This window comes from Paractinoplanes maris (assembly GCF_023544465.1).
Classification (GTDB): Bacteria; Actinomycetota; Actinomycetes; order Mycobacteriales; family Micromonosporaceae; genus Actinoplanes; species Actinoplanes maris.
This window is the reverse complement of sequence record NZ_JALPVL010000008.1, coordinates 78,720-104,025: the sequence shown is the minus strand read 5'-3', so window position 1 is coordinate 104,025 and position 25,306 is coordinate 78,720. Positions and strand designations below refer to the sequence as shown.

At 70.9% G+C, this 25,306-nt stretch carries 18 protein-coding genes; 10 read left to right on the top strand and 8 right to left on the bottom strand.

Translation table 11 applies throughout. The features are described 5' to 3' along the window. Positions 1-28: 28 nt before the first annotated feature. From NAG42_RS23405 to NAG42_RS23385, 5 genes are all read left to right on the top strand, one after another. Positions 29-2,083 (top strand): NAD(+) synthase, encoded by a 2,055-nt coding sequence (locus tag NAG42_RS23405; RefSeq protein ID WP_250033067.1) that lies wholly within the window; start codon positions 29-31, stop codon positions 2,081-2,083. Next, a complete protein-coding gene (locus tag NAG42_RS23400; RefSeq protein ID WP_250033065.1) occupies positions 2,076-2,768 on the top strand; it encodes a helix-turn-helix transcriptional regulator in 693 nt (230 codons plus the stop codon). The genes NAG42_RS23405 and NAG42_RS23400 overlap by 8 nt, the downstream gene beginning before the upstream one ends. 61 nt (positions 2,769-2,829) lie before the next feature. Beyond that, complete coding sequence (locus tag NAG42_RS23395; RefSeq protein WP_250033063.1) at positions 2,830-3,591, top strand: hypothetical protein; 762 nt, start codon at positions 2,830-2,832, stop codon at positions 3,589-3,591. Between the two features lie 21 nt (positions 3,592-3,612). Continuing rightward, a complete protein-coding gene (locus NAG42_RS23390) occupies positions 3,613-4,287 on the top strand; it encodes a VOC family protein (protein ID WP_250033061.1) in 675 nt (224 codons plus the stop codon). Between the two features lie 211 nt (positions 4,288-4,498). Beyond that, a complete protein-coding gene (locus NAG42_RS23385) occupies positions 4,499-6,349 on the top strand; it encodes a hypothetical protein (RefSeq protein ID WP_250033055.1) in 1,851 nt (616 codons plus the stop codon). A 4-nt stretch (positions 6,350-6,353) separates the two neighbouring features. Here NAG42_RS23385 and NAG42_RS23380 read toward each other — a convergent pair whose 3' ends face one another. Then, positions 6,354-9,554 (bottom strand): GH92 family glycosyl hydrolase, encoded by a 3,201-nt coding sequence (locus NAG42_RS23380; RefSeq protein ID WP_250033053.1) that lies wholly within the window; start codon positions 9,552-9,554, stop codon positions 6,354-6,356. Between the two features lie 185 nt (positions 9,555-9,739). On the opposite strand from NAG42_RS23380, the gene NAG42_RS23375 reads away from it, so the two are divergent. The 4 genes from NAG42_RS23375 (at position 9,740) to NAG42_RS23360 (ending at position 16,771) form a co-directional block, all read left to right on the top strand. Next, a complete protein-coding gene (locus NAG42_RS23375; protein ID WP_250033052.1) occupies positions 9,740-12,490 on the top strand; it encodes a putative bifunctional diguanylate cyclase/phosphodiesterase in 2,751 nt (916 codons plus the stop codon). Further along, entirely contained in the window at positions 12,487-13,638 is a 1,152-nt protein-coding gene (locus tag NAG42_RS23370) for a type III PLP-dependent enzyme (protein ID WP_250033050.1), read from the top strand. The genes NAG42_RS23375 and NAG42_RS23370 overlap by 4 nt, the downstream gene beginning before the upstream one ends. Then, positions 13,631-15,028, top strand: coding sequence for a hypothetical protein (locus NAG42_RS23365; RefSeq protein WP_250033049.1), 1,398 nt, complete (start codon positions 13,631-13,633; stop codon positions 15,026-15,028). Before NAG42_RS23370 ends, NAG42_RS23365 begins: the two co-directional genes overlap by 8 nt. A 456-nt stretch (positions 15,029-15,484) precedes the next feature. Next, complete coding sequence (locus tag NAG42_RS23360) at positions 15,485-16,771, top strand: MFS transporter (RefSeq protein ID WP_250033047.1); 1,287 nt, start codon at positions 15,485-15,487, stop codon at positions 16,769-16,771. Here the strand turns inward: NAG42_RS23360 and cobF are convergent. Together cobF and dinB are read right to left on the bottom strand one after the other, a co-directional pair. Continuing rightward, positions 16,768-17,520: a precorrin-6A synthase (deacetylating) gene (cobF, locus tag NAG42_RS23355; RefSeq protein ID WP_250033045.1), complete on the bottom strand. Its 753-nt coding sequence runs from the start codon at positions 17,518-17,520 to the stop codon at positions 16,768-16,770. The two genes, NAG42_RS23360 and cobF, sit on opposite strands and share 4 nt — an antisense overlap. A gap of 102 nt (positions 17,521-17,622) precedes the next feature. Then, the gene (gene dinB / locus NAG42_RS23350) at positions 17,623-18,795 is read right to left on the bottom strand and encodes a DNA polymerase IV (protein ID WP_250033482.1); all 1,173 of its coding nucleotides are present in this window, start codon (positions 18,793-18,795) and stop codon (positions 17,623-17,625) included. A 361-nt stretch (positions 18,796-19,156) separates the two neighbouring features. Here dinB and NAG42_RS23345 point away from each other — a divergent pair, with 361 nt between their 5' ends. Next, positions 19,157-19,543, top strand: a complete 387-nt coding sequence (locus tag NAG42_RS23345) for an Hsp20/alpha crystallin family protein (protein WP_250033043.1) — start codon at positions 19,157-19,159, stop codon at positions 19,541-19,543. Positions 19,544-19,576: 33 nt separating this feature from the next. Here the strand turns inward: NAG42_RS23345 and NAG42_RS23340 are convergent, their stop codons facing one another. The 5 genes from NAG42_RS23340 to NAG42_RS23320 all read right to left on the bottom strand — a co-directional run bounded on the left by NAG42_RS23340 (position 19,577) and on the right by NAG42_RS23320 (position 25,290). Next, positions 19,577-20,194 (bottom strand): carbohydrate-binding protein, encoded by a 618-nt coding sequence (locus NAG42_RS23340; protein ID WP_250033042.1) that lies wholly within the window; start codon positions 20,192-20,194, stop codon positions 19,577-19,579. A gap of 2 nt (positions 20,195-20,196) precedes the next feature. After that, positions 20,197-21,255: an ABC transporter ATP-binding protein gene (locus NAG42_RS23335; RefSeq protein WP_250033040.1), complete on the bottom strand. Its 1,059-nt coding sequence runs from the start codon at positions 21,253-21,255 to the stop codon at positions 20,197-20,199. A 14-nt stretch (positions 21,256-21,269) separates the two neighbouring features. After that, the gene (locus tag NAG42_RS23330; protein ID WP_250033038.1) at positions 21,270-22,358 is read right to left on the bottom strand and encodes an ABC transporter ATP-binding protein; all 1,089 of its coding nucleotides are present in this window, start codon (positions 22,356-22,358) and stop codon (positions 21,270-21,272) included. A 49-nt stretch (positions 22,359-22,407) separates the two neighbouring features. After that, positions 22,408-23,385: an ABC transporter permease gene (locus NAG42_RS23325; protein ID WP_250033036.1), complete on the bottom strand. Its 978-nt coding sequence runs from the start codon at positions 23,383-23,385 to the stop codon at positions 22,408-22,410. Positions 23,386-23,544: 159 nt separating this feature from the next. After that, complete coding sequence (locus NAG42_RS23320; RefSeq protein ID WP_250033034.1) at positions 23,545-25,290, bottom strand: ABC transporter substrate-binding protein; 1,746 nt, start codon at positions 25,288-25,290, stop codon at positions 23,545-23,547. Positions 25,291-25,306 lie beyond the last annotated feature (16 nt).

The following is a 25,306-nucleotide window of genomic DNA, read 5'->3' as shown; positions in this document are numbered from 1 at the left end:
CCCCGGGACCGTGACGGATGATGGACCGGTGAACTTCCGGTCGATCTACCAGCACGGGTTCGCGCGGGTCGCCGCGTGCACCAACCACGCCGCCATCGCCGACCCCGCCGCGAACGCCGAAGCGATCCTCCGCACGGCCCGCGAGTGCTCGGAGCAGGGGGTGGCCGTCGCCCTCTTCCCCGAGCTCGGCCTGTGCGGTTACTCGATCGAGGACCTGCTGCTGCAGGACGCGCTGCTCGACGACGTGGTGGCCGGCCTGCGGACGGTCGTGGCCGGGTCGGCCGACCTGCTGCCGGTGCTGGTCGTCGGGGCGCCGCTGCGGCATCGCAACCGCATCTACAACTGCGCGGTCGTCGTGCACCGCGGCCGCATCCTGGGCATCGCACCCAAGTCGTACCTGCCGAACTACCGCGAGTTCTACGAGAAGCGTCAGATCGCCGCGGGCGACGACGAGCGCGGCGGCGTCTACACGTTCGACGGGCAGGAGCTTCCCTTCGGTCCGGATCTGCTGTTCGAGGCCGAGGACGTGCCCGGCCTCGTCGTGCACGTCGAGATCTGCGAGGACATGTGGGTCCCGATCCCGCCGAGCGCCGAGGCCGCGCTGGCCGGGGCCACGGTGCTGCTCAACCTCTCGGGCAGCCCGATCACGGTGGGCCGGGCCGAGGACCGCAAGCTGCTGTGCCAGTCGGCGTCATCGCGCTGCCTGGCCGCGTACGTCTATGCCGCCGCCGGCCTGGGCGAGTCGAGCACCGACCTGTCCTGGGACGGGCAGACGATGATCTTCGAGAACGGGGTGCTGCTCGCCGAGTCGGAGCGGTTCCCGCTCGGTGACCTGGCCTCGGTGGCCGACGTGGATCTCGACCGGCTGCGCCAGGAGCGGATCCGGATGGGCAGCTTCGACGACAACCGCCGCACGCACACCGACCGGATCGGCGGCTTCCGGCACGTACGGTTCGAGCTGGACCCGCCGGCCACGGACCTCGGCCTGCGGCGGCGGGTCGAGCGCTTCCCGTTCGTGCCGGCCGACGTGCGGCGGCTCGCGCTCGACTGCTACGAGGCCTACAACATCCAGGTCGCCGGTCTGCAGCAGCGGCTCGGGGCGATCGGCAACCCCAAGGTCGTCATCGGCGTCTCGGGCGGGCTCGACTCGACCCACGCGCTCATCGTGGCGGCGCGGGCGATGGACCGGGCCGGGCGCCCGCGCAGCGACATCCTCGGTTTCACCATGCCCGGCTTCGCGACCAGTTCCGGTACGAAGGAGAACGCGCACCGGCTGATGCGGGCGCTGGGGGTGACCGCCGCCGAGCTCGACATCACCTCGACGGCCAAGCTGATGCTGACCGAGATGGACCACCCGTTCGCGTCGGGCGAGCCGGTCTACGACGTCACGTTCGAGAACGTTCAGGCCGGGCTGCGCACCGACTACCTGTTCCGGCTGGCCAACCAGCGCGGCGGCATCGTGCTGGGCACGGGCGACCTGTCGGAGCTGGCGCTGGGCTGGTGCACCTACGGCGTGGGCGACCAGATGAGCCACTACAACGTCAACAGCGGCGTGCCCAAGACCCTGATGCAGCATCTGATCCGCTGGGTGGTCAGCGAGAAGATCTTCGACGCTGAGGTCGGCGCGGTGCTCACGTCGGTGCTCGACACCGAGATCAGCCCCGAACTGGTGCCCGGCGCGGAGCTGCAGTCCACCGAGAGCACGATCGGCCCGTACGCGTTGCACGACTTCGCCCTGTTCCACGTCCTCCGCTACGGCCTGCGCCCGTCGAAGATCGGCTTCCTGGCCTGGCACGCCTGGCGCGACGCGGCCGAGGGCGCGTGGCCGCCCAACTTCCCGGACCCCAAGCGGGTGGCCTACGACCTGCCCGAGATCCGCCACTGGCTCGAACAGTTCTGCCGCCGCTTCTTCGCCTTCGCCCAGTTCAAACGCTCCGCCATGCCCAACGGCCCCAAGGTCTCGGCCGGCGGCTCCCTCTCCCCGCGCGGCGACTGGCGGGCGCCGTCGGACGGCAACGCCAACGCCTGGCTGCGCGACCTCGAACGCTGGGACAAGGCGGGCGCCTGGTCCGCGGATGACTGACCGCACTCGCCGCGCGCTGCTGACGGCGACCGTCCTGGGCGGCTGCTTCACCTGGGCGATGGTCGTCGTCGGGCTGTCGTTCGCCATGGTCGACCGAGGCGCCCGCGAGTGGTGGGTCATTCCTCCCTTCGGCGCCCTGATCCTGCTGGCCGCCGTGCTGGCCCTCCGCCGCCCACCCCCACCGCCCCTCCCCGGCGCCGCGTCCATCCCTCAGGCGCGTATCGCCAAGGCCGATTCTGGTCCTGACGCGCGTGTCCCCGACCCCGATTCCGATCCCAGCGCGTGCTTTCCCGACGCCGCGCCTGTCTCCAGCACGCCGGCGGCGGGCGCCGTTCCTCTCCCCTCAGGGCATGCAGCCGACAGCGCTCCTCTTGCCGGTGCGCGTGCGGCCGATGCTGGTCCGGGTGCCCGGATGGATGATGCTGGGCTTGCTACCGACACCGTGATGGGCCCGGCCGAGCTGCTCAGTCCGCGCGAGCGGGAAGTGCTGGATCAGCTGGCCGCCGGCCGGTCCAACCGCGAGATCGCCGAGGCCCTCTTCGTGGCCCCGGGCACGGTGAAAGCTCACCTCAGCCACATCTTCCGCAAGCTGGACGCCGGAAGCCGGCTGGAGGCCGTGGCGCATGCCCGCGAGGCCGGCCTCCTCGACCCGGCACCCCGGCCGGCCGGTCCGCCGCGAGATTAAACCCGGCCTATCCCCTTCGGCAGATGCCCGGCCGGTGCCCCGCTTCCTAGCGTCGGCCCCCATGAGACCTCATCTGCCCTACGCCTTGGCCGCGGTGTTCGTCATCGTGGTCCAGGCGCTGTCCCTGACGGAGTTCGTGCCCGTGCCGGTGGCGCTGCTGATCGGCGCCGGCTGGGCGGCTCTCGTCTGCCTCGCGGCCCGCGCGATCCGTCGCCGGCCGGTCACGGGCGCTCGAGCCGAGGCGATCCTCATCGGCTCGGGCATCACCACGATGGCGCTGTTCGCCTTCGGCGGGGCCATCGGGCTCCTCATGCTGAACACCGCCCTCGAAAGCCCCTCCATCACCGGCGAAACCATGATCAGGATGTTCCTGCCCAGCATCCCGATCGCCATCGCGGCCAACGTTCCCACCGAGCTGGTCATCATCCCGGCCCTGTTGATCCTCGGCTGGCGCCCCGGCCGGCGCCGCCTCCTCATCGTGCTGGCCGCCGCCCTCTACTTCGTCCTCCGCATCTGGACCTACCTGGTCTTCGCCCACGACCGCCTCGACTTCGCCACCGCCGAACGCTCCACCACCCCGCTCACCGCCGCTGAACGCACCCAGTTCGAGGCCGGCCTCCACTTGAACGACCCGCGCTGGGCCCTCAACCTGCTGATCTTCATGGCCCTCCTGCTGGCCGCGTTCGCCCGCCCCACCCCGACAAGGCCCGAGACCGGCCAAGCCACCGACGTCACCACGGACGGTGCCGCCAGCACCGTTGAGGCCGTCAGCACCACAAAGCCCGGCCCCGGCAGTGCTTTCGGGCACCGGAAAGTGTCGTAGGGCTCTGCGAGGATGCGCGGCATGGAAACGAAGCTGAGCGGCCGGGCGGCGTCCGACGCCGTCGGTGAGCACGGGTGGCGGCTGGTGCTGGGAGTGTTGTGCAGCTCGGTGGCGGTGAGCTCGCTGGCCGAGGCGGTCGAGGTCGCCGCGCGGGCGGTGGCGGCCTGCGGTGAGCGCGCCGACGGCCACCTGCGTCTCGAGGTGCGGGCCGACCGGGTGCTGCTCAGTCTGCAAGCACTCGCCGTCGCCGCGGTGACCGATGTCGACGCCGAGCTGGCCCGGGCGATCACGGCGACCGGCTTGAAGACCGAGCCCGGCCTCGGCGCGCCATCACCCCGCTCAGTCCAGCTGATCGAGATCGCGGTCGACGCCCTCGACATCCCCGCGGTCCGGCCGTTCTGGCGGGCGGTGCTGGCCTATGCCGACGAGCCGGGCGCCCCGGCCGACGGCCCCCTGGTCGACCCGCTCGGTCAGGGCCCGGTCCTCTGGTTCCAGCAGATGGATGCCCCACGCCCGCAGCGCAACCGCCTGCACTTCGACATCTCGGTCCCGCACGACGAGGCGCTCCGGCGCATCGAGGCCGCCCTGGCCGCCGGCGGCCGGATGGTCTCCGACGCCCGCGCCTCCGCGTTCTGGGTGCTGGCCGACCCCGAGGGCAACGAGGCCTGCGTGACCACCTGGCAGGACCGCGACTGACGCCCGGTACCAGTGCCGGTCGGACGTTCGGCGGATAGGTCTGACATTAATCCCGTGTGACTCTCGGGCAGTGCCTCCGATCACTGGACGTCGCCGCCGCGTCACTGTGGCCGCTGTCACCGCCGTTTCCCTCGTGCTGAGTGCCGGCGGGTGCTTCTGGTCGCGCGACCATGCGAGCACTGAGTCGATCAAGCTGGGCGGCGGAGTGGTGATGACCGTGCGAGCGGACCTCGGCGACGGCTCGCTGACCCACGAGGCGGTGCCGGGGGCGGCGAAGACCCTGCCGTTCCTCCGGCCGATCAGCGACGTGGTCCGGCTCGGGGTCGAGGGCGGCCGGCTCAAGGGCAAGGCCACCGTCAGCTTCACCGTGCCGGCCGACGTCCAGGTGCCGGCGGGCGAGCGTCTGGAGGATGTGGTCTTCATCGCGAGCCGCTCCGACGCCCCGGACGCCTCGTGGGAGGACGCGGGCGGCGTCTACGACCCGGCGACCCGCGTCATGTCCACCGAGACGACGCACTTCTCGGAGTGGACCCTGTCGGTCACCGACCCGGAGATCATCCGGCGCGACTTGGCCGTCAAGAAGTCGGCTGACAGCAACTACCTGTCCCGCCAGCTCACCGAGACCCTGATCGGCAAGTACGCGCCACCGGCCTGCACCTCCCCCAAGACGCTCGAGGAGCTGGGCGTCAAGAACCCGATCCTGGTGCCGATCCGCATCGCCGACCCGGCCCCGCCGCCGCTCGAGATCTGCGACCTCTATCTGACGGCCAAGGAGTCCGGTTCCGGCACGCCGGGCTACTACGTGGAGATCTCCAACCCGCACGACTTCCCGCTTGTCCTCGACCTGCCGGCGTCGGTCACCAAGCTGGACGAGCCCAACGCGGACACCACGCTCTTCAAGGACCTCTACCGGCTGGCCACCGAGGACAAGGACAACGCCCGGTTCCAGCCGCGCGAGAAGCGCCGGTTCACCGTGAAGCAGGCCGATCTGGTCAGCGAGTTCCAGATGCGCGGCGACCTCGACTTCACCACTTTCCTGATGGACCTCGCGCTCACCATGTTCGACTTCGCCGCCGAGGACAACTCCGCGAAGGCCACCGCCGACAAGAGCAAGTACTTGGACGAGGCCGCGCGCAACAAGGACACCCTCACCTGCATGCACAAGGTGGCCGAGACCGTCGAGAGCGACCTGGCCCGGGCCAAGGCGAAGGAGCTGCCGGGCAAGCTGGCCTCGGCCGCCCAGTCGATCGTGAACGACTGCCTCGGCGCGGTGCTGGATCTGGCCAACGACCTGTTGAGCAAGGCCCGGAGCGCCGCCCGGTTCTTCGTACGGTCGGTGAAGAAGTCGCTGACCCTCGCGCTCAAAGCACCGGACATCGCCGACGCCATCCGGGAGTTCGCCGCGGTCAACAGCCATTCGTGGCGCAACGCCCTGGGCGCCTTCGACGGCGACTACCGGCCCACGGTCGATCTGCGGCCGTTCCTCGCCAACCTGGCCCACATCCTGCCGCCGCCCGGTGGCCGGTTCGTGGCGACCGCTCCCCGAGCGGTCCTGCCCGGCGAGGACGACGCCGACTTCCAGTTCCTGCCTCAGTGCAAGCCGGCCGCCCCCGCGCCCGCGCTCAGCTGGTTCGAGGGCGGCAGCGACGGAACCCCGGTCGGCGTGGCGAGCTACGACCTGGTCGACGGCGGGGTGCGGCGCGCCACCGCGATCTTCAACGTCGTCAAGGTCAAGGACGCGCAGCAGTCGGCGCTGGCCACCTACATCCGGACGGCCAAGGCCGACTGCTTCAACGGCATCTTCCGGCAGAGCACCGTCAAGGGTCCCCCGGTGGCCAAGGACGTGGCGGCCAGGATGGTCGTCCAGACCCGGGCCGGCGACCCCGACGGCGACTTCATCATCATGGCGGCCCGCGGCGACTGGCTGATCCGCGCCTTCCTGCTGCCCGGTGACGCCGGACCGCTGGCCGAGCCGGTCAACAGCCGCTTCGTCGACGACAGCCTGGAGGCGGTCCTGCGTTACACCACAGCCGTCACCGGGACCCAGTTCGCCGCCGAGTGACGGTTCAGCTCAGGGTCACGGCATAGACGTAGACGCGGGGGTCGGAGGGAAGGGTGATCGTGCGGATCTGCTTGCCCTGGGTCACCGGGATGCGGGCGCCGAAGAGGGAGACCGGTGGGCCGTCCACGCCCTGGCCGGCCTTGATGCGGTGGGGCATGGACAGCACCGTCGTGGTTCCGGTGGCCGCCGAGCCGCACCAGTCGGCCACGGTGACCGGGGTGGAGGCGTAGGTCCCGTCGGTGTAACCGATGGTGACCGAGGTGCCGATCGGTCCGTTGTGGCTGGTGAGCACGACGTTGGCCGCGGTGCGGGAGGCGGCGGGCAGCAGCAGGGTCTGACCGGTGGCGGGTACGAAGTTGGGCTTGGTGCCAGTCGGGTCGGGAGCGTCGTAGGTGACACCGCCCCACGTCACCGGGCCGGCCGCGGGCAGCAGGCCCGCGTCGTAGCTCCAGCCGCCGCCGTCGAAGTTGCCCTCGGCGGTGGCCGCGACCGTGGCTGTCCCGTCGCGGGTGCGTGACGACGACAGGTTGACCGCGCACTGGTTCGCCGCCGACGACGCGGCGCAGGTGGCGGGCGTCGTCACGACGAGGTTCGCCTTCTTCGTCAGGGTCTGGCCGGCCCCGGTCACCGTGACGGTCAGCGGATACGTCCCGGCGGCGGTGCCGGCGGGGGCGGTCACGGTCACCGCCGACGTGCCCGACACCGGCTGGCTGCCGGACACCAGGGCGGCCGGCTGGCGAACGGCCGCCGTCCAGCCGGCCGGCGCCGCCGCCGTCACCTGAGGCTGCAGGGTGCCCGGCGCCTGGCCCACCAGATCAACCGTCAGCACCACGGAGCCGCCGGGTGGCAGGGCCGCGGTGGCCGGGCGGAGGGCGGCGTCGAGGTGCGTGCGGTTGTCGGGCGGCGCCTGGTTGACCGACGGCGGCTCGGCCGCGGCCGCGGTGCCCCACGTCGACGGGGATGTGCCCAGGGTGTGCGTGATCGTCCCGCCCGCCCCGACGGCCGACCACGGCAGCCAGTTCCTGGTCAGCGCGGCGCCGTTGACCCGTACGCGTTGGATGTACCGATTGTGATCCGAGGCGCCGGGCGCGTTGATCGTCAGGGTGCCGCCCGCCAGAGCGAGCGACGCCGAGGGGAACTGCGGGCTCGACACGGCCAGGAAGTTCGCGCCGCTCATCGTGGGATAGAGGCCGAGCGACGAGAACACGTACCAGGCGCTCATCGTGCCCAGGTCGTCGTTGCCGGTCATGCCGTCGGGCCCGGTCGTGAAGAGCGTCATCGCCGCCCGCACCACGGTCGCCGTCTTGGCCGGTGCGCCGGCCCAGTGGTACATGTACGGCGCGAGCAGATCGGGCTCGTTGTTCGGGTTGTAGGTCGCCTTCGCGTAGTAGTCGTAGGGCGAGGCGATCCAGTCGTTGCGGGCGGTCCCCGCCGGGTCGGTCAGGAGCTTGGCGTACGCGAAGAAGTCGTCCAGCCGGCGCTCGGTGGCCGGCCGCCCGCCCATCAGCCGCACGAGCCCGGCCGGGTCCTGCGGCACCAGCCACTGGTACTGGTAGGCCCCGCCCTCGTGGAACTGCCGGTTCGCTTCCACCGGGTCGTACGGGGTCAGCCACGTGCCGTCGACCGTGCGCGGCCGGAACTGCTTGATCGAGGAGTCCCAGAGGTTGCGGTACCACTGCCCGCGCCCGGCGAAGAGCTGAGCGTCGGCCGTCCGGCCCAGCCCGGCCGCCATCAGGGCCAGCGAGGCGTCCGCCGCCGCGTATTCCAGGGTGGCCGACGCCGGGTGCACGCAGTCGTTGTCGCCGCCTTTGTGCACGCAGTCCTTCCCGAGCTCGAGCCCGGACGGGACGTACCCGCGGTCGCTGTAATACCGGACCCCGGTACGCCCGTTGTAGGGCGACCCGGCCGGCGGCTCGCTCGTCGCGTTGGCCCGCAGCAGCGTGTAGGCCTCGGCCTCGTGCCCGGCCAGCAGCCCCTTCGACCACGCCTCGACCAGGAACGGCGTGACCGGATCACCCGTCATGATGTTGGTCTCGCTGTTGACCAGCGCCCAGCGCGGCAGCCAGCCGCCGTCGCGCCCGATCGCCAGCACGCTGAGTGCCACGTCCCGCGCCACGCCGGGGGTCAGCAGCTCCAGCAGCTGGTTCTGCGGCCGATAGGTGTCCCACAAGGAGAAGTTCTGGTACGGCGTATAGCCCGCCGCCTTGTGCACGGCCCGGTCGAAGCCGACGTACGACCCGTCGACGTCCCCGGCCAGGTTCGGGTGCAGCAGCGAGTGGTAGAGCGCCGTGTAGAACGCCGCGCGCCTCTCCTCCGTACCGCCGCCGATCTTGACCTTGTCCAGAGCGGCCACCCACTTGGCCCGCAGCGCGGCCCGGGTCGCGTCGAAGTCGTAGCCCGCGGTCTCGGCCGCCAGGTTGGCCCGCGCGCCGGCCGCACCCGTGTACGACAGCCCCACCTTCACCACCACGTCGCGATCCGAGGCGGCGTCGAAGGTCACGTACGCGCCGTTCGAGCCCGCCCCGGCCGCGTCCCGGCTGCCCGCGGTGCGGGTGGTTCCGCGCCACGTCCCGAACGCGGCGAACGGCCGGTCGAACGAGGCCGTGAAGTAGACCGTGTGGTCGTCCTGGCCGGCGCAGAAGTTGCCCGCCTCGACCCGCCCCTCGAGCGTCCGGTCCCCCACGACGTGGATCTCGGAGTCGAAGACCGACTGGTTGGCCTTGCCCGTGTTGAACAGGACGTTGGCCGCCGCGGTGGAGGGGAACGTGTAGCGCTGCCACCCCGTGCGCTCGGTCGCGGTGAGCTCGGCCTTCACCCCGTACGTCGGCAGACCGACCCGGTAATAGCCGGGCGAAGCCTCTTCGTCGTCGTGGCTGTAGGCCGACTTGTAGGCCGCCGGGTCGACGCTGGTGATCGCGCCGGTGGTCGGCATGATCGGCAGCTCACCGGCCACGCCGCAGCCCACCCCGGACAGGTGCGTCTGGCTGAAGCCGTAGATCGAGGACTGCCGGTAGTCGTATCCGCCCTGCCCACCGGTGTCCGGGCTGACCTGCACCATCCCGAAGGGCGCGCTCGCCCCGGGAAACGTGTTGCCGAAGTTCTCGGTGCCGACGAAGGGCCGGACCAGGTCCACCGGCTCGGCGGCCCGCACCGCCGGGGCGGCCCCGGGAGTCAGGGCCAGAACGGCGCTGAGCAGCAAGTGCATGGGATGAACCTCCCGTGACCGATGTGACGAGGCCGTGACAACGTTGTCACCTCCCAGAGACGTACGTCAATGCCTCTGCACCCGAATTGCCCTGGAGAACTGCTCATGGCAGCCCGTCCGGTCCCGATCTAGGCCCTACGACCGCCCATCTCGGGGCGGTTCTTGGCGGACCGGAGACACGTCTGATGACAGCCGGCATCGAATCGCGGACCCAGAGCCGCCGCCCCACGGGGTGGTACGCGCTCTGCTTCCTGGTCGGCGCGTTCGTCGTGGCCTTCGCGTTCATCCTGAGCACCGGGGCCGGAGGCGCCGGCTTCGGTCTGCTCCTCTCCAACTTCGGCCTCTGCTTCGCGGCGATCGCCGCGGCGGTGGCCTGTCTGGGCCGCGCCCGGCTGTTCACCGGCCGGATGCGCTGGGGCTGGGCCCTGATCGGCCTCGGTGTGCTGAGCTGGGGGCTGGGTCAGGCCGCGGCCTGCTACATCCAGACTGTCCTGGGCGACGAGGTGCACCTGCCGTCGCAGGCCGACATCGGCTACCTCGGCATGGTGGTGCTCACCCCGATCGGCCTGCTCGTCCTGCCCAGCCGGGCCCAGGCGCTGGCCGGCCGCGTGCGCAGCGTCCTCGACGGACTGATGATCGCCGCCTCGCTCGTCCTGATGGCCTGGATCTTCGTGGTGCAGCCGCTGCTCGACGCCGGCCAGAGCGGGCCGCTCGCCCTCTACGTCAGCCTGGCCTACCCGCTGGGCGACGTCGTCATCGTGACGATGGTCCTCTACATGCTCGCCCAGCAGCGCCGCAGCGGCCGCACCTTCAACCAGGTCGCGCTGGTCGGCGTCGGCATCGCCGCCTTCGCGGTCTCCGACATCGGGTACGCCTACCTCAACCTGCTGGGCAGCTACAGCTCCGGTGGCGTCACCGACATCGGCTGGTTCACCGGCTTCTCGCTGATCCTGCTGGCCGCGCTCAAGCCGCTCCGGCGCACCGAGGACACCGCCGAGACCGACAGCGGGCAGCCGGTGGGCATCCTGCTCCCGTACGTCGCGGTGCTCGCGGCCCTGTTCACCTCGGTCGTCTGGTACGCCACGACGGGCGCCAGCAACGGCTTCGTCGCCTACACCCGCTCGGTCATCATCCTGCTGATCGTCGGCCGTCAGCTGCTCACGCTGCGCGAGAACCGCAACCTGACCCGGACGCTCGAGGCCCGGGTGGCCGCCCGCACGGCCGAGCTGTTCGCCAGCGAGCAGCGGTTCAAGGCCCTGGTGCAGCACAGCTCCGACGTGGTCACCGTGGTCAGCCCCGAGGCCGACGTCCTCTACCAGAGCGAGTCGGTGCACCGTGTCTTCGGCTACCCGGCCCGCTTCCTGCACGGCCGCCGCCTGACCAAGCTGCTCGACCCCGAGTCGGGCATCCGGCTGGCCCAGGCGCTGCGGCAGGTCGCCGGCCGGCCGTACGCGACGACCGTGCTCGAGCTGACCGTCCAGCACCGCGACGGCCGGCACCGCCAGGCCGAGATGACCATCACCAACCTGCTCAGCGACCCCAGCGTGGCCGGCCTGGTGCTCAACACCCGCGACATCAGCGAGCGCAAGGAACTGCAGGACCAGCTCGTCCACGAGGCCTACCACGACGCGCTGACCCAGCTGGCCAACCGCGCGCTGTTCCGCGAGCGGGTCAGCGAGGCGCTGCGCGCCCGCCCGGCCGGTGGCGAGGTCACCGTGCTCTTCCTCGACCTCGACGGGTTCAAGGAGGTCAACGACAGCCTCGGCCACCTGGCCGGTGACCAGCTGCTCGTGCAGGTCGCCGACCGGCTGCGCTCCTCGGTCCGCGAGGGCGACGTGGTGGCCCGCTTCGGCGGGGACGAGTTCGCCGTCCTCATCGAGTCGGACCTCGGCGGCGACGACGCCGAGCAGGTCGCGCAGCGCATCATCGACGTCCTCGAGGAGCCGTTCGCCAGCGACAGCCGGGCCATCCACGTGCAGGCCAGCATCGGCCTGGCCGCGGCCGGCCTGCTCGCCGACGGCGAGGCCGACGGGGCCGAGCAGCTCATGCGCAACGCCGACCTGGCCATGTACAAGGCCAAGTCGGCCGGCGGCAGCGACTACGCCAGCTACGACCCCGAGATGCTCTCGGGCCTGGTCGCCCGGCTCGAACTCGAGGCCGACCTGCGCCTGGCCCTCGAGCGCGACCAGCTCAAGCTGCACTACCAGCCGACCGTCGACCTGGCCAGCAGCGAGGTCATCGGGTTCGAGGCGCTGGCCCGGTGGGCGCACCCGACCCGCGGGCTCATCCCGCCGGCCGAGTTCATCCCGATCGCCGAGGCCACCGGGCTCATCGTGCCGATCGGCCGCTGGGTGCTGCGCGAGGCGTGCCGCCAGGCCGTCGAGTGGAGCAACGCCGGCGACGGCCGCCCGGTCAAGATGGCCGTCAACGTCTCGGTCCGTCAGTTCGACCGCGAGGACCTGGTCGACGTGGTCGCCGGGATCCTCGCCGAGACCGGCATGCCGGCCGACCAGCTCTGCCTCGAGATGACCGAGAGCGTGCTGATGACCGACACCGACGACAACCTCGAGCAGCTGCTGCGGCTCAAGGCGCTCGGCGTGACGCTGGCCATCGACGACTTCGGCACCGGCTACTCGTCGCTGGCCTACCTGCGGCGCTTCCCGGTGGACACCCTCAAGATCGACCGCTCGTTCGTCGAGCGGCTGGGCGCCCTGACCGACGACACCGCGCTGGCCGACACCATCGTGCAGCTCGGCAAGAGCCTCGGCATGGCCACGGTGGCCGAAGGCATCGAGGAGTTCGGCCAGCTGGCCGCGCTCCGCGACATGGGCTGCCACTTCGCCCAGGGCTACTACTTCTCCCGCCCCGTCCCGGCCGCCGAGGCCGGACGGCTGTTCCTCGAAGGCGCCGACCCCCGTTTGGAGCTCTCCGCATGACCTCGTGGCCCACCCCGCTCGCCCCCGCGACGCTCGGCGGGATCGTCGACGTGCCGACGCCCTATCTGGTGACCGACCTCGACACGGTCGCCGCCCGGCACACCGCCTTCCGGGCCGCGCTGCCCGGCGTGGCCGTGCACTACGCGATGAAGTGCAACCCGTCGGAGGAGATCCTGCGGACCCTGCACGCCGAGGGTGCCGGCTTCGAGGTCGCCTCGATCGGCGAGCTGCGCATGCTCCAGGCGATCGGGGTCGACCCGGCCGACGTGCTCTACAGCAACCCGGTCAAGCCGCCCTCGCACATCGCCGCGGCGCACGCGGCCGGCCTGTGGCGGTTCAGCTTCGACTCCCCCAACGAACTCGCCAAGATCGCCGAGCACGCCCCCGGCTCGGCCGTCTACGTCCGGCTGCGCGTCGACGACGAGGCCAGCGTCTTCCCGCTGTCCCGCAAATTCGGCACGGACCCCGAGGACGCGTACGACCTTCTCCTGCTGGCCGAGCGGCTCGGCCTGCGGGCGTACGGGGTGACCTTCCACGTGGGATCCCAGTGCGGGCGCCCCGGCGCGTGGGCCGAGGCGATCGACACCGCGGGCAAGCTCCTGGACCGGCTGCGGCACGACGGCATCCACCTCGAGATGCTCGACCTGGGCGGCGGCTTCCCGGCCCGCTACACCACGGACGTGCCCACGATCGAGCAGATCGGCGCGGCCACGACCGAGGCGCTGGACGCGCTGCCGTACCGCCCGCAGCTGATCGTGGCCGAGCCCGGCCGCCACCTGGTGGCCGAGTCGGGCGTGCTGGCCGCGACGGTCATCGGGCACGAGCGCCGCGACGAGGAGAACTGGCTCTACCTCGAGGTGGGTGCCTTCAACGGTTTGATGGAGGTGCTGCAGACGCCGGGTGGCTGGGACTTCCCGATCCGGACCTCGCTCACCGAGGTCCGCGAGCTCGTGCCCTACACGGTCACCGGCCCGACCTGCGACAGCAGCGACACCATCGGCTACGGGATCATGCTGCCGGCCGGCCTCCGGACGAGCGACGTGCTCTACATCGGCACGACCGGCGCCTACACCCTGGCCTACGCCTCGAACTTCAACGGCTTCGACCAGCCGATCCCGCTGTTCGTCGGGCTCCATGCCCGTGTCTGACGTGCTGGTGGCCCGACGCGGCCGCCGCCGGGCCGGTCCCGGGGGCATGCGCCGCGCCGGCCGCCTGCGCGAACTGGTCCTCTCGGGTGTCGTCGACTCGTTCGGCATGGCCCTGGGCTGGACCTTCGTCGTGCTCATCGCCACCGCCCGGGGCGGGCTGGCCGAGGCCGCCCTCTACAACGCGGCCATGCTGGTCGGCGTCGTGCTCTCGGCCCCCGTCACCGGCTGGCTGGCCCGCCACCTGGACGGCCGGACGCTGCTGCGGGGTGCCGCCGCCATCGAGGTGGTGCTGCGCTTCGGCACGCTCCACGGCCTCATCGCGGGCTGGCCGGCCTGGCTGATCGCGCTGCTGGTCGGCCTGCAACACGTGGCGGCCTGGGCCGGTTTCGCGGGCATGCGGGCCGAGGTGTCCGCGGTGGACGCCTCACCGCGCTCGATGACGCGCTACGCGGTGGCGATCGCCGGCGTCGAAGCGGCCGGCACGGCCATCGCCGCCCTGCTGCCGACGGGCACGCTGGGTTACCCCACGGGCTGGCTGCTGATCACGGTCTTCGCTGTCTACCTGGGTTCCCTGCTCCCGACGGTGCTGGTGGCCCGCCGAGCCCGCATCACCCCCAACCCGTCACCGTCGTCCCGCCCCCACGCGTCCCCGGTCCTCGCTCACACCGGCGCCCTCTCCGCCGGAGCCCGCGCCACCACCCTCCCCGGCCCGTCGCCCGTCCTCCCCAGCCCGTCGCCCGCGTTCGCCGCCCACGAAGCGCGCGGGTCGGTGCCGACACGGTGGCGGCACCGGGCGTCGGCGCCCGCGTCGCCGGTCAGCTGGCACCTGCCCCAGCCCCGCATGCTGATCGCCGGTGCCGGCGTCATGGTCCTGGCGTCCGGCCCGACCCTGCTCGCCATCCCCGTGATCTCCCAGCTCCACGGCAACGGCTGGGTCGCCCTCTCAGCGATCGCCTTCTGCCTCGGCACGCTGCTGGCCACCCGCGCCGTAGCCTCCCTCAGCCGCCTGCGGCTCCCCGCCGTCCTGCGCTGGTGCCTGTGGGGCCTCGGCATGCTCGCCGGCTGGATCCTGGCCCCCGTCTACGCGCCCATGGTGCTGGTGGCCCAGTTCGCCGCCGGCCTGAGCCAGACCGCTTTCGAAGGCGACATGGATGCCCGGGTCGCCGCCGAGGCCAAACCGGAGTCCCTGACCCGCGATCTCGCCTACAGCGCGTCGGTGCGGGCGATGGGCGGCGCGCTCTCCGTACGCCTGCTCCCCATGGTCGTGGCCGCCCCGGCCATCGGTCTTGCCGCGAGCGCCTCGGCCCTGATCCTCGGCACAGTCACCCTCGTCCTCTGGGCGGGCCTGTCCACAGCCCCCCGCCTGTTCCGCCGCCCAGCCCACCCCTGACCGACCGCCCCTGTGGACAACCCGCCGAACCGGCGCTCATCCCCGATAAACTGAAGCGGGCTCGTCCCCCAGGGTGGGCGGGGTATGGCTAGTGGGGCCACTCTGCCCATTGGCCCCGATGCGCCGGTCTGCCCTGGTGCGCCGCTGCGCCGCTCTGCCGCACCGCCGCACCCCGCTCCCCACCACGCCGCGCTGCCCACAGCACCGCGCTGCCCACAGCACCGCGCTGCCCACAGCACCGCGCTGCCCACAGCACCCGCGCTGCCCACCGCGGGCGACCAGCGCGCCAATTCGCTTGACCGTCCCGACATCCGCCATGAGCATGAGCGCATGACAACTGCGTGCGGCATCGCTTCGTTTGTCCGGTGCCCTGTGACGACTGCGGGTTGATGACCCCCTAACAGCAGCGAACCACCCCGGCACCGGGTCGACTTCTCGATCCCGGAGCGCTCACGCATGTCCTCGTATCGTCTCTACCTGTTGATCAACGGTGTCGGCTCGTTCGCGTCGACCACCGCGTTCACCCTCAATCTCCTCTATCAGGCGACCGTCGTCGGGCTGTCGCCGCTTCAGCTCGTGCTCGTCGGCACGCTCATGGAAGCCGTCTGCTTCGTCGCCCAGGTGCCGACCGGGGTGATCGCCGACCGCTACAGCCGCCGCCTCAGCGTCATCACCGGATACCTGCTGATGGGGGCCGGCCTGCTCGTCTGGGGTTCGGTGCCCACCTACGCCGCGATCCTGGCCGGCACCGTCATCTGGTCGATCGGCGTGGTCTGCGTCGACGGTGCCGAGGAGGCCTGGGCCGCCGACGAGATCGCGCCCGAGCGGGTGACCAAGGCTTTCGTACGCGGTGGACAGCTCTACCAAGCCGGCTCCCTGCTGGGCATCGTCGCGGCCGTCGGGCTCACCGCGATCGCACCGGCCCTGCCCATCGTGGTCGGCGGCGTCGTGACGCTGGCTCTCGGCGTACTCCTGAGGTTCGCCATGACCGAGAACAACTGGAGCCCGGCCCCCGTCGGCTCCTGGCGTTCGATGCACCGCCAGGTCATCGACGGCGCGCGGATCGTCCGGCACAGCGCCATCCTGGCCGGCATCCTCGGCGCCACCCTGTTCGCGGGGGCGAGCAGCGAGGGCTTCGACCGCCTGAGCCAGCCGTTCCTGCTGCCGTTCCTCGGTGACCACCCGGTCGAGCTGGTCTTCGGCGGGCTCTCGATGATCGCGGCGCTCGGCTCGATGGCGGTGACCGGTCTGGCCGGGCGGTGGATCGACGTCGTCCGCCCGCAGCGGGTCGGCCGCGTGCTGGCGGTGATCCAGGCGCTCATCGCGGCCGGCATGATCAGCCTCGGCTGGGCCGGTCACTGGTGGGCGGCGGTCGGGCTCTATCTGGGCGTACGTCTCCTGCGCAACACAGCCGCGCCGATCCTCAACGTCTGGCTCGTCTCCGCGACCGCGCCGCAGTCCCGGGCCACGGTGTTCTCGATCGTGTCCCAGGCCGACGCGCTCGGCCAGGTGGCGGGCGGCCCACCCGTCGGTCTCGTGGCCCAGCGCCGCGCGCTCGGCGCCGGCATCTCGGTGGCCGGCCTGTTCGTGCTGCCCGCCGTCGCGCTCTACGCCCTGGCCGCGAGACGTGCCCCGACACCACAGCCCGATTCAGCCGCGGAACCGGCGACCACCCGTGAACCCGCGGCCGGACGCGACCACGAGCACAGCTTGGCCGGCCGCGAAGCCGCGGACGAACTCTAGAAGGAGGGCCGGCGCAGCAGGTACGTGTCCATGATCCAGCCGTGCTGGTCACGGGCGGCGGTTCGCGTCTCCACGATGTCGTCGGCGACCTCGGAGACGCGGCCGGAGCGCAGGATCTCGTCGGGCGTGCTCACGTAGGCGCCCCAGAAGATGTCCACGTCGGGGAACGCGGTGAAGGCCTGCTGGGCGTCGAGCATCACGACCACGTCGTCGACGCCCTCGGGCCACCCCTCGGCCAACCGGCGGCCGGTCGTCACCTGGAACGGCCGGCCGACCCGGTTGAGCGGCACCCGGTGCTTGGCCGCGAGCGCCGACACGCTGCTGATACCGGGGATCACCTCGTACTCGAAAACGATGTTCCCCCGGGCCAGCACCTCGTCGAGGATCGCCATCGACGAGTCGTACAGGGAAGGGTCTCCCCAGACCAGGAAGGAGCCGGTCTCGTCCTCGCGCAGGTGCTCGACCAGCATCTCCTCGATCACCAGGGCCCGGCGGTGCCGCCAGTCCTCGACCGTGCCCTCGTAGTCGGCCGGCGTGCGGTCACGGTCGGGGTCGCGGCCGGACACCATGCGGCGGGTCGGCTTCGAATAGCCGCGTACGATCCGCTCCCGCAGATCGATCATGCTCTGCTTGGTCTCGCCCTTGTCGAGCAGGAAGAAGACGTCGGTCCGCCCGATCGCCTTGGCCGCTTGCAGGGTGAGGTGGTCCGGGTCGCCCGCGCCGATCCCGATCAGACTGATCTTCCGCACCCGCACCAGTGTGCCCGACGCCCCCGGCCCCTCCGGGATCACCTCCCGGCCGGCCCGGGAAAACCGCCGTTGTCAGCCTCCATCGGTGCGGCGGGCCGGGGGTCAGTCGGGCAGGATCGGGACTGAGGGGCCCAGCTCGCGGCCGATTGTGGCTGCTCGGGAGAGCGACGACGAGCCGAAGCGGTCGCGGACCGCGTCGACGGCCACGTCGAGACGGTCGTCGTCGGCCTCGTCGAAGAGGGACGGCTGCACGTGGCCGTCGCCGTCCAGGTTGCTGACGGCCACGCCGACCAGGGTGAGGCCGCGTTCGGCGATCAGCGGGCGGGCCTCGTGGAGCAGGTCGCGGGCCGTGGTCTGGATGGCCCGGGTCTGCATGGTCGCCTTGAGCAGGGACCGGGAGCGGGTGGCGCGGCCGAAGTCGTCGAACCGCAGGCGCACCGTGATCGTGCGGCCGGCCCGGTGGGCGCCGCGCATCCGCCGGGTCACGCGGTCGACCAGTGCGTCGAGGGTGGCCTCGATCTCGGTGAACGGGCGGGGGCGCCGGCCCAGGGCACACTGCGCACCGATCGAGCCGCGCCGGTGCCCCACCCGGACGCGGCGGGGGTCACGGTTGTGGGCGAGCGCGTTCAGATGGCGGCCGGCGCCCGGGCCGAGCATCGACACCAGTGCGGCCTCGCCGATGCGGGCCACGTCGGCCACCGTGGTGATGCGGTGCTCGCGCAGCTTGGCCGAGGTCACCGGGCCGACGCCCCACAGCCGCTCGACCGGCAGCGGATGCAGGAACGCCAGCTCGCCGCCGGCCGGCACCTCGAGCAGACCGTCCGGCTTGCCGGCCGCGCTCGCCACCTTGGCCAGGAACTTCGTGCCGGCGATGCCCACCGTGATGGGCAGGCCGACCTGGTCGCGCACCTCGGCCCGCAGGCGGGTGGCGATCTCGCGCGGGGTGCCGCTGACCCGCAGCAGGCCGCCCACGTCGAGGAACGCCTCGTCGATGGAGATGCCCTCGACCAGCGGAGTCGTGTCCCGGAAGATCTCGAAGACGGCCTTGCTGGCGGTGGAGTAGGCCGTCATGCGCGGGGACACCAGGATCGCCGCCGGGCAGATCGCGCGGGCCTGGGCGATGCCCATCGGGGTGCGCACACCCCGCGCTTTCGCCTCGTAGCTGGCGGCCAGCACGACCCCGCCGCCGACCAGCACCGGGCGACCGCGCAACGCCGGGTCGTCACGCTGCTCGACCGACGCGTAGAAGGCGTCGAGGTCGGCGTGCAGGATCACCACGCCGTCACTATAGAACACTTGTTCGACGACGAGAACCGTCGGAACGGTGGTGACGGTGAGCACCCGGGCTACGAGAGAACCGTCACGCTGAGTGCCAGGGTGGGCCACCGCCCGCTGACCCGCGCCTGGTCAGCGGCAGCACCTGCCACCAGAGAATTGGTGGTGGTGAGGGCACGCCTGAGAGGTAGTCGAATTTCGGCTCGACGACAACAGATCGTAACGAAAGTTTCGTCCGGATCGTGACGCCGGTCATGTCCCTATGGGAATTCGGAGGCCAGAATCTCCGTTGGCCAGACCGGACCCGAGCTCACCCCGCCCGGGCCGAACGCAGAGAAGAACTCCGCCTGGAGGAACCACCATGTCGCCTCACGGCGCGACGGTTCGTGAGCTCGACCAGCTCACCTGCCGCGTGTTCGACAGCACCCGCCACTCCGGGGCACGGCTCGCCGCGTACCGGATCGACGGGACCTTCTACGTCGACATCGACCTGCCGGGAATCGACAAGGCCGGTATCGACATCTCCGTCGACGACGGTGTTCTGACCGTTCGCGTGCAGCGTCGCGCGGACACGGCCGAGGCCGGCACGCCGGCCGCGGGCCCGGTGACCCGCGAGGTCGATCTGAGCGAGTCCGAGTCGCTGGACACCGATCGCCTCGAGGCCCGCTGCGACAACGGAGTGGTCACCTTGCACATTCCGGTCGTCCACGAGCCCCGTACGAGTGAGCTGGCGGCCGCAGCCGCCTGACGAGACAAGCCGCGCGTTCCCCGCGCGGCTTTCTCAGTGGACGAACTGCAACCAGTTCAGGTTCACGAACTCGGCGCCGTCGCCGCGCACGAAGACCAGGAAGACCGTGTGGTTACCGGTCGTCGGCGTGATGTCGACCTGGTCGGTCCGCCATTTCTGCCAGCCGCCCGTCCTGGTGACGTTCAGCGTGCCGATCGGCGCCTGGTCGGCCCCGTCGAGCCGGATCTCCATCCGCCCGCCCTCGGCGTCCGACGCCACCCGCACGTCGAGCTTGGTCGCCGCCACCGGTCCGAAGTCGACATCGTCGAACCGCAGCTGGTCGCCGTTGGCGATCCAGCCGACGTTCTGCCCGCCGCCCTCGTCCTCGGTCGGCTGCGCCTCAGTGCCCATGGTGCCGTCGGCCGCCTCGGCCTGCAACGCCGGATAGACCGTCGGCTCGGGCGGTTCGCTGGCCGGCCCGGGTGGCGGGGAGACCGACGACGGCGCCACCGGAACCGGCAGAGCCGCCGCCGACGGGGCCGGCGTGTCCTGCCAGCGACCGAGACCGTACCCGGTCAGCAACAGGGCGAGCCCGGCCAGCGCGATGAGCGAGCGCTGCCGGACCCGGTAGGCCTTGGTGCGATAGACGGATTGGCGGGGCGGCGGGACCAAGGTCAGGCCGTCTCCGCGAGGATCGACTCGGCCGGCGGCTCGGCGAAGTGGCAGGCCACCCGCTGGGCCGGGGCGCGCTCGATGAGGGCCGGGTCCTCGGTGGCGCAGATGTCCTGCGCCTTCCAGCAGCGGGTGCGGAAGCGGCAGCCCGAGGGCGGGTCGACCGGGCTGGGCACGTCGCCGACCAGGCGGATCCGGTTCTTCGGGGGGACGCCGCGGACCACGCCGATGTCCGGCACCGCCGAGAGCAGCGCCTGCGTGTACGGGTGCTGCGGCTTCTGGTAGAGCGCGTCGCGCGGGCCCTCCTCGACGACCCGGCCGAGATACATGACCGCGACCCGGTCGCAGAAGTGCCGCACCACGCCGAGGTCGTGCGCGATGAAGACGAACGCGATGCCCAGCTCCGAGCGCAGGCTCTCGAGCAGGTTCATCACCTGGGCCTGGATCGACACGTCGAGCGCCGACACCGGCTCGTCGGCCACGATGATCTTCGGCCGGGCCGCGAGCGCGCGGGCGATGCCGATGCGCTGGCGCTGGCCGCCGGAGAACTCGTGCGGGTAGCGGTTGTAGTGCTCCGGGTTGAGACCGACGACCTCGAGCAGCTCCTGCACCCGGGACAGCTCGCCGCTCTTGGCGACCATGCCGTGCGTCCGCAGCGCCGTGCCGACGATCGTGCCGACCGTGTGCCGCGGGTTCAGCGACGAGTACGGGTCCTGGAAGATCAGCTGGATCTCGCGGCGGTAGGGACGCAGCTGGCGCTCCGACATGTGCGCGATGTCGACGCCCTGGTATCGGATCTCGCCCGCGGTCGGCTCGAGCAGCCGCGTGATCAGGCGGGCGGTGGTCGACTTGCCACAGCCGGACTCGCCGACCAGGCCGATCGTCTCACCCGCGCCGACGGTCAGGTCGACACCGTCGACGGCCTGCACCCACTGGGTGCGGCGGGCCAGGAAGCCCTCGCCCTTGGTCTTGAAGTGCATCTTGACGCCGTCGAGCTCGAGCAGCGGAGCCCCGGGCACCGTGCGGACGCCGGACTTGGCGGGGGTCGTGGTTTCGGTCATCGCAGTGGTCTCTCTTACGGCAGCCGGGGCAGGATTTCGGTCTCGAAGATCCTGTCGGGATCCTTCAGATGGCACCGCGAGGAGCGGCCCAGATCTGCCGTCCGCGGGATGAGGTCGGGCCGCAGCGTCGTGCACCAGTCGTCGGGCACGCGGTCCTTGAACTCGCAGCGCGGGTGGAACGGGCAGCCCGACGGCACGGCCAGCAGGCTGGGCGGCGAGCCGGGGATCGGGTGCAGCGGCTGCGGGTCGCCGGTGAGCGCCGGGATGCTTTCGAGCAGACCCCAGGCGTACGGGTGCAGGGGTTGACCGAGGATCTTGTTGACCGGGCCGTGTTCGACCGCCGTGCCCGCGTACATCACCAGGATGTCGTCGGCGATCTCGGCCACCACACCCAGGTCGTGGGTGATGAAGACGACCGCGGAGCCGAAGTCGCGCTGGAGGTCGGCGATCAGGTCGAGGATCTGCGCCTGCACGGTCACGTCGAGCGCGGTCGTCGGCTCGTCGGCGATCAGCAGCTTGGGGTCGTTGACCAGCGCCATCGCGATCATCGCGCGCTGCCGCATGCCGCCCGAGAACTCGTGCGGGTACTGGTCGACGCGCCGGCGCGGGTTGGGGATGCCGACCCGGCCGAGCATGTCGACCGCCCGCTCCTTGGCCGCGCGCTTGCTGACGTTGTTGTGCGCCCGGTACGACTCCATGATCTGGTTGCCGACCGTGAAGTAGGGGTGCAGCGAGGACTGCGGGTCCTGGAAGATCATCGCGGCGTCGCCCCCGCGGAAACCCTCGAGGTCCTTGTCGCTCATGTTGACGACCTCACGGCCGCCGACCTTGATCGAGCCGGTGATCCGGGCGACCTTGCGGTCGTGCAGGCCCAGGACAGCCATGCTGGAGACGCTCTTGCCGGAGCCCGACTCGCCGACGATCGCCAGCGTGCGGCGCAGCGGCACCGAGTAGCTCAGGCCCTGCACCGCCCGGACCAGGCCGTCGGCCGTGGGGAACTGCACCTGGAGGTCGTTGACCTCGAGGTAGGCCTCCTCGTTGGCCGACGGGTCGCGGGGGACGCGGGTCACCGTGGTGGGGGCCCCGGGGGTCTGGTCGCTCATGCTGCCGCCTTCGTGCTGCGGGAAGTGGATAGCGGGGTGCGGGCCGGGATCATCCGAGCCGCACCCGGGGGTCGAGGACCGTGTAGACGATGTCCACGACGAGGTTCATCACAACTAGTACCACCGAGCCGATGAGCACGCCGCCCATGAGCACCGGCAGGTCGTACTGGTTGAAGGCGCGCAGCGTCAGCAGGCCGATGCCCGGCAGGTTGAAGATGCTCTCGGTGAAGATCGCACCGGTCAGCTGGAAGGCCAGGTCGATGCCGAAGATCGTGACGACCGGGGTGAGGCCGGCCCGCAGGCCGTGGCGGTAGACGACCCGCCGCCGGCTGATGCCCTTGGAGGTCGCGGTGCGGACGAAGTCCTGCCCGAGCGCCTCGATCATGGAGGCGCGCGAATATCGGGTGTAGGACGCCGCGTTGGTGACGCCGATCGTCAGCCAGGCCGCGAGCAGACCGCTGGCCCAGGCGAACGGGTTGTCCAGGAACGGGTGATAGCCCGAGTCCGGCAGGAAGGTCGCGTAGAGGGCGATCAGCAGGGCGAAGACGAAGTACGGGATGGCCTGGACGACCAGCGTGGAGCCGACCACGAACCGGTCGAGCGAGGTGCCTCGTACCTGAGCCGCGATCGTGCCGGCCATGATGCCGACGATGAGGTAAACGACGGCGCCACCGAGGACGATGGAGACCGTCACGGGCAGGGCCGCGGCGATCAGCTTGGTCACCGGCTGGCCCAGCGTGTAGGAGTAGCCGAGGCAGGGGGCGTCGCAGTGCCGGACGACGCCGCCGGTGGAGTACTCACGCCCGGCGACGATGCCCTTCATGTAGAGGGCGATCTGCTCGACCTTGGGCTGGTCGAGGCCGAGGCTCGACTCGATGTCGGCGACCCGCTCGGGGGTGCAGCGGGGGCCGCAGATGACGCCGGCCGGGTCGGTCGGCGCGAAGAAGAACAGCGCGAAGCTGGCCACCAGCGTCACGATCACGACGGAGATCGCGCTCAGGACGCGTCGCAGGATGTACAGCAGCACCGCTTGCTCCTCTTTCATCACGGCGCCGGGGGTGGGCCCGGGAGTTCGATCGGACGCGCGTCGGTAGCCGCGGCGCCGGAGGTCTCATTCTTGCGCCCGGGGTGGCCCGGCCGGCCGAACGGCAGGCCGGACCACCCCGGTTTTCAGCGATTTACTGCGTCAGCTCTTCAGGAACATGTTCGCGAAGTTCGGCATACCCATGGTCGGGTCACCGGTGGTGGTGCCGACGTTCGTTCCCTTGACCACGGCCATCTTGTCGTAGTACTGCGGGATCGCGACGTACAGCTCCATGACCTTCTTGTCGAGGGCGGCCCACTTAGAGGTCGACTCCTCGGCCGGCAGGTCGGCCACGGCGGTGATCTCGGCGTCCAGCGCCTTGTCGCTCAGCATGCCCCAGCTCTGGCCGTCGGCGATGCTGTGGGTCTGGAAGAGCACCGGGAACCACGAACCACCGGTCGGCCAGTCGGAGCACCAGCCACCCGGGCTCTGGCCCATGTTGACCGGAGCGTCGTAGTCGCCCTTCTTGGTGCGCAGGTCGGCGGTGGAGACGCCGATCGCCTTGACCTTGAAGCCGGCCTTGGTGAGCGCGTCGGACCGGATCTGGCTGACCTGCTGCGTGATCGGCTTGGTGTTGTCGAAGTAGTACGACAGCTCGAAGCCGCTCTTGCCCGCCGCCTCGAGCATCGCCTTGGCGGCAGCCGGGTCACCGGCACCGGTGCCGGTCAGGTCGGGGACCGGGGAGTACTTCTCGTAGCCCTGCACCGAGGGCGGCATGACCGTGCTGGACGGCTCGGCCACGTAGTCGTTGAAGCCACCGGCCTTGTAGATCTGGTCGTTGGGGTACGCCTTGGCGATCGCCTTGCGGACCTCCAGCGGGATCTTCCGGGTGTCGAGCTGCCACACGATGTTGCAGGAGCTCTGGCCCTGGACCAGCTGCTCACGCTTGTCGCCGGTCAGCTGCGGGATCAGCGAGGCGTCCAGGTCGTCGTAGTTGATCGAGTTGGCGTCCTGGCCGTTGCTGTTGAGCACCGCCTGCTGCGACTTGACCGCGTCGCCGCCCCACTGGAAGTTGTAGCCGTCCAGGTACTGGTGGCGCACCGCGTCGGTGGCCGGGTCCCAGTTGGTGTTCTTCTCGAGCACCAGCGACGTACCGGCCTGGTAGGTCTTGAACTTGTAGGGGCCGGTCGACAGCGGCTTGTTCTTGTAGTCCTGCCGGTTGTCCTTCGCCTTGGGGATCGGCGTGAACATCGGGAAGGTCATGTAGAACGGCAGGTCCGAGAACTGGCGGGCCAGGTGGATGACCAGGGTGTCGGTGCCCTGGGTCTCCACGCCGGAGTAGGTGTCGCCGTCCTTGTAGGGACCCTTGTACTTGTCGCCGTCCTTGAAGTACTGCTGCTGGTAGGTCGGGCCGTTGACGTAGACGTCGTGGGCGAACGACCGCTTGATCGCGTACGCCAGGTCCTCGACCTTGACGGGCGTGCCGTCCTCGTACTTGATGTTCGGCTGCATCTTGAAGGTCCACGTCAGCTTGTCGGCCGACGGGGTGCCCAGGTCGGTGAGGTCCGGGACGAGAACGGCCTTGCCGTCACGGATGTCGAACTGGGTCGGCGTGCGGAACATCAGCTTGCCGATCTCGTTCGAGTCGACGTAGTAGATGTCCGTCGGGTCGAAGGTGTTCGGCGTGGTCTGCGCAACGACGTTGAGCACACCACCCGGACGGGCACCCTCGACCTCCTTGGCCGGGCCCTTGGCGTTGGGGTCGGTCGCGTTGACCTGGGACTCGATCTTGCCGGCGTCGGACGAGCCGCCCTCCGCGTCGTTGTTCGACGACGGGCTGCTGCAGCCGGCCACACCGAGCGCCAAGGCGGCGGTGGCCGCAATGGCAACGTTAAATCGCCTTGCCATTTCTCCTCTTCTCATA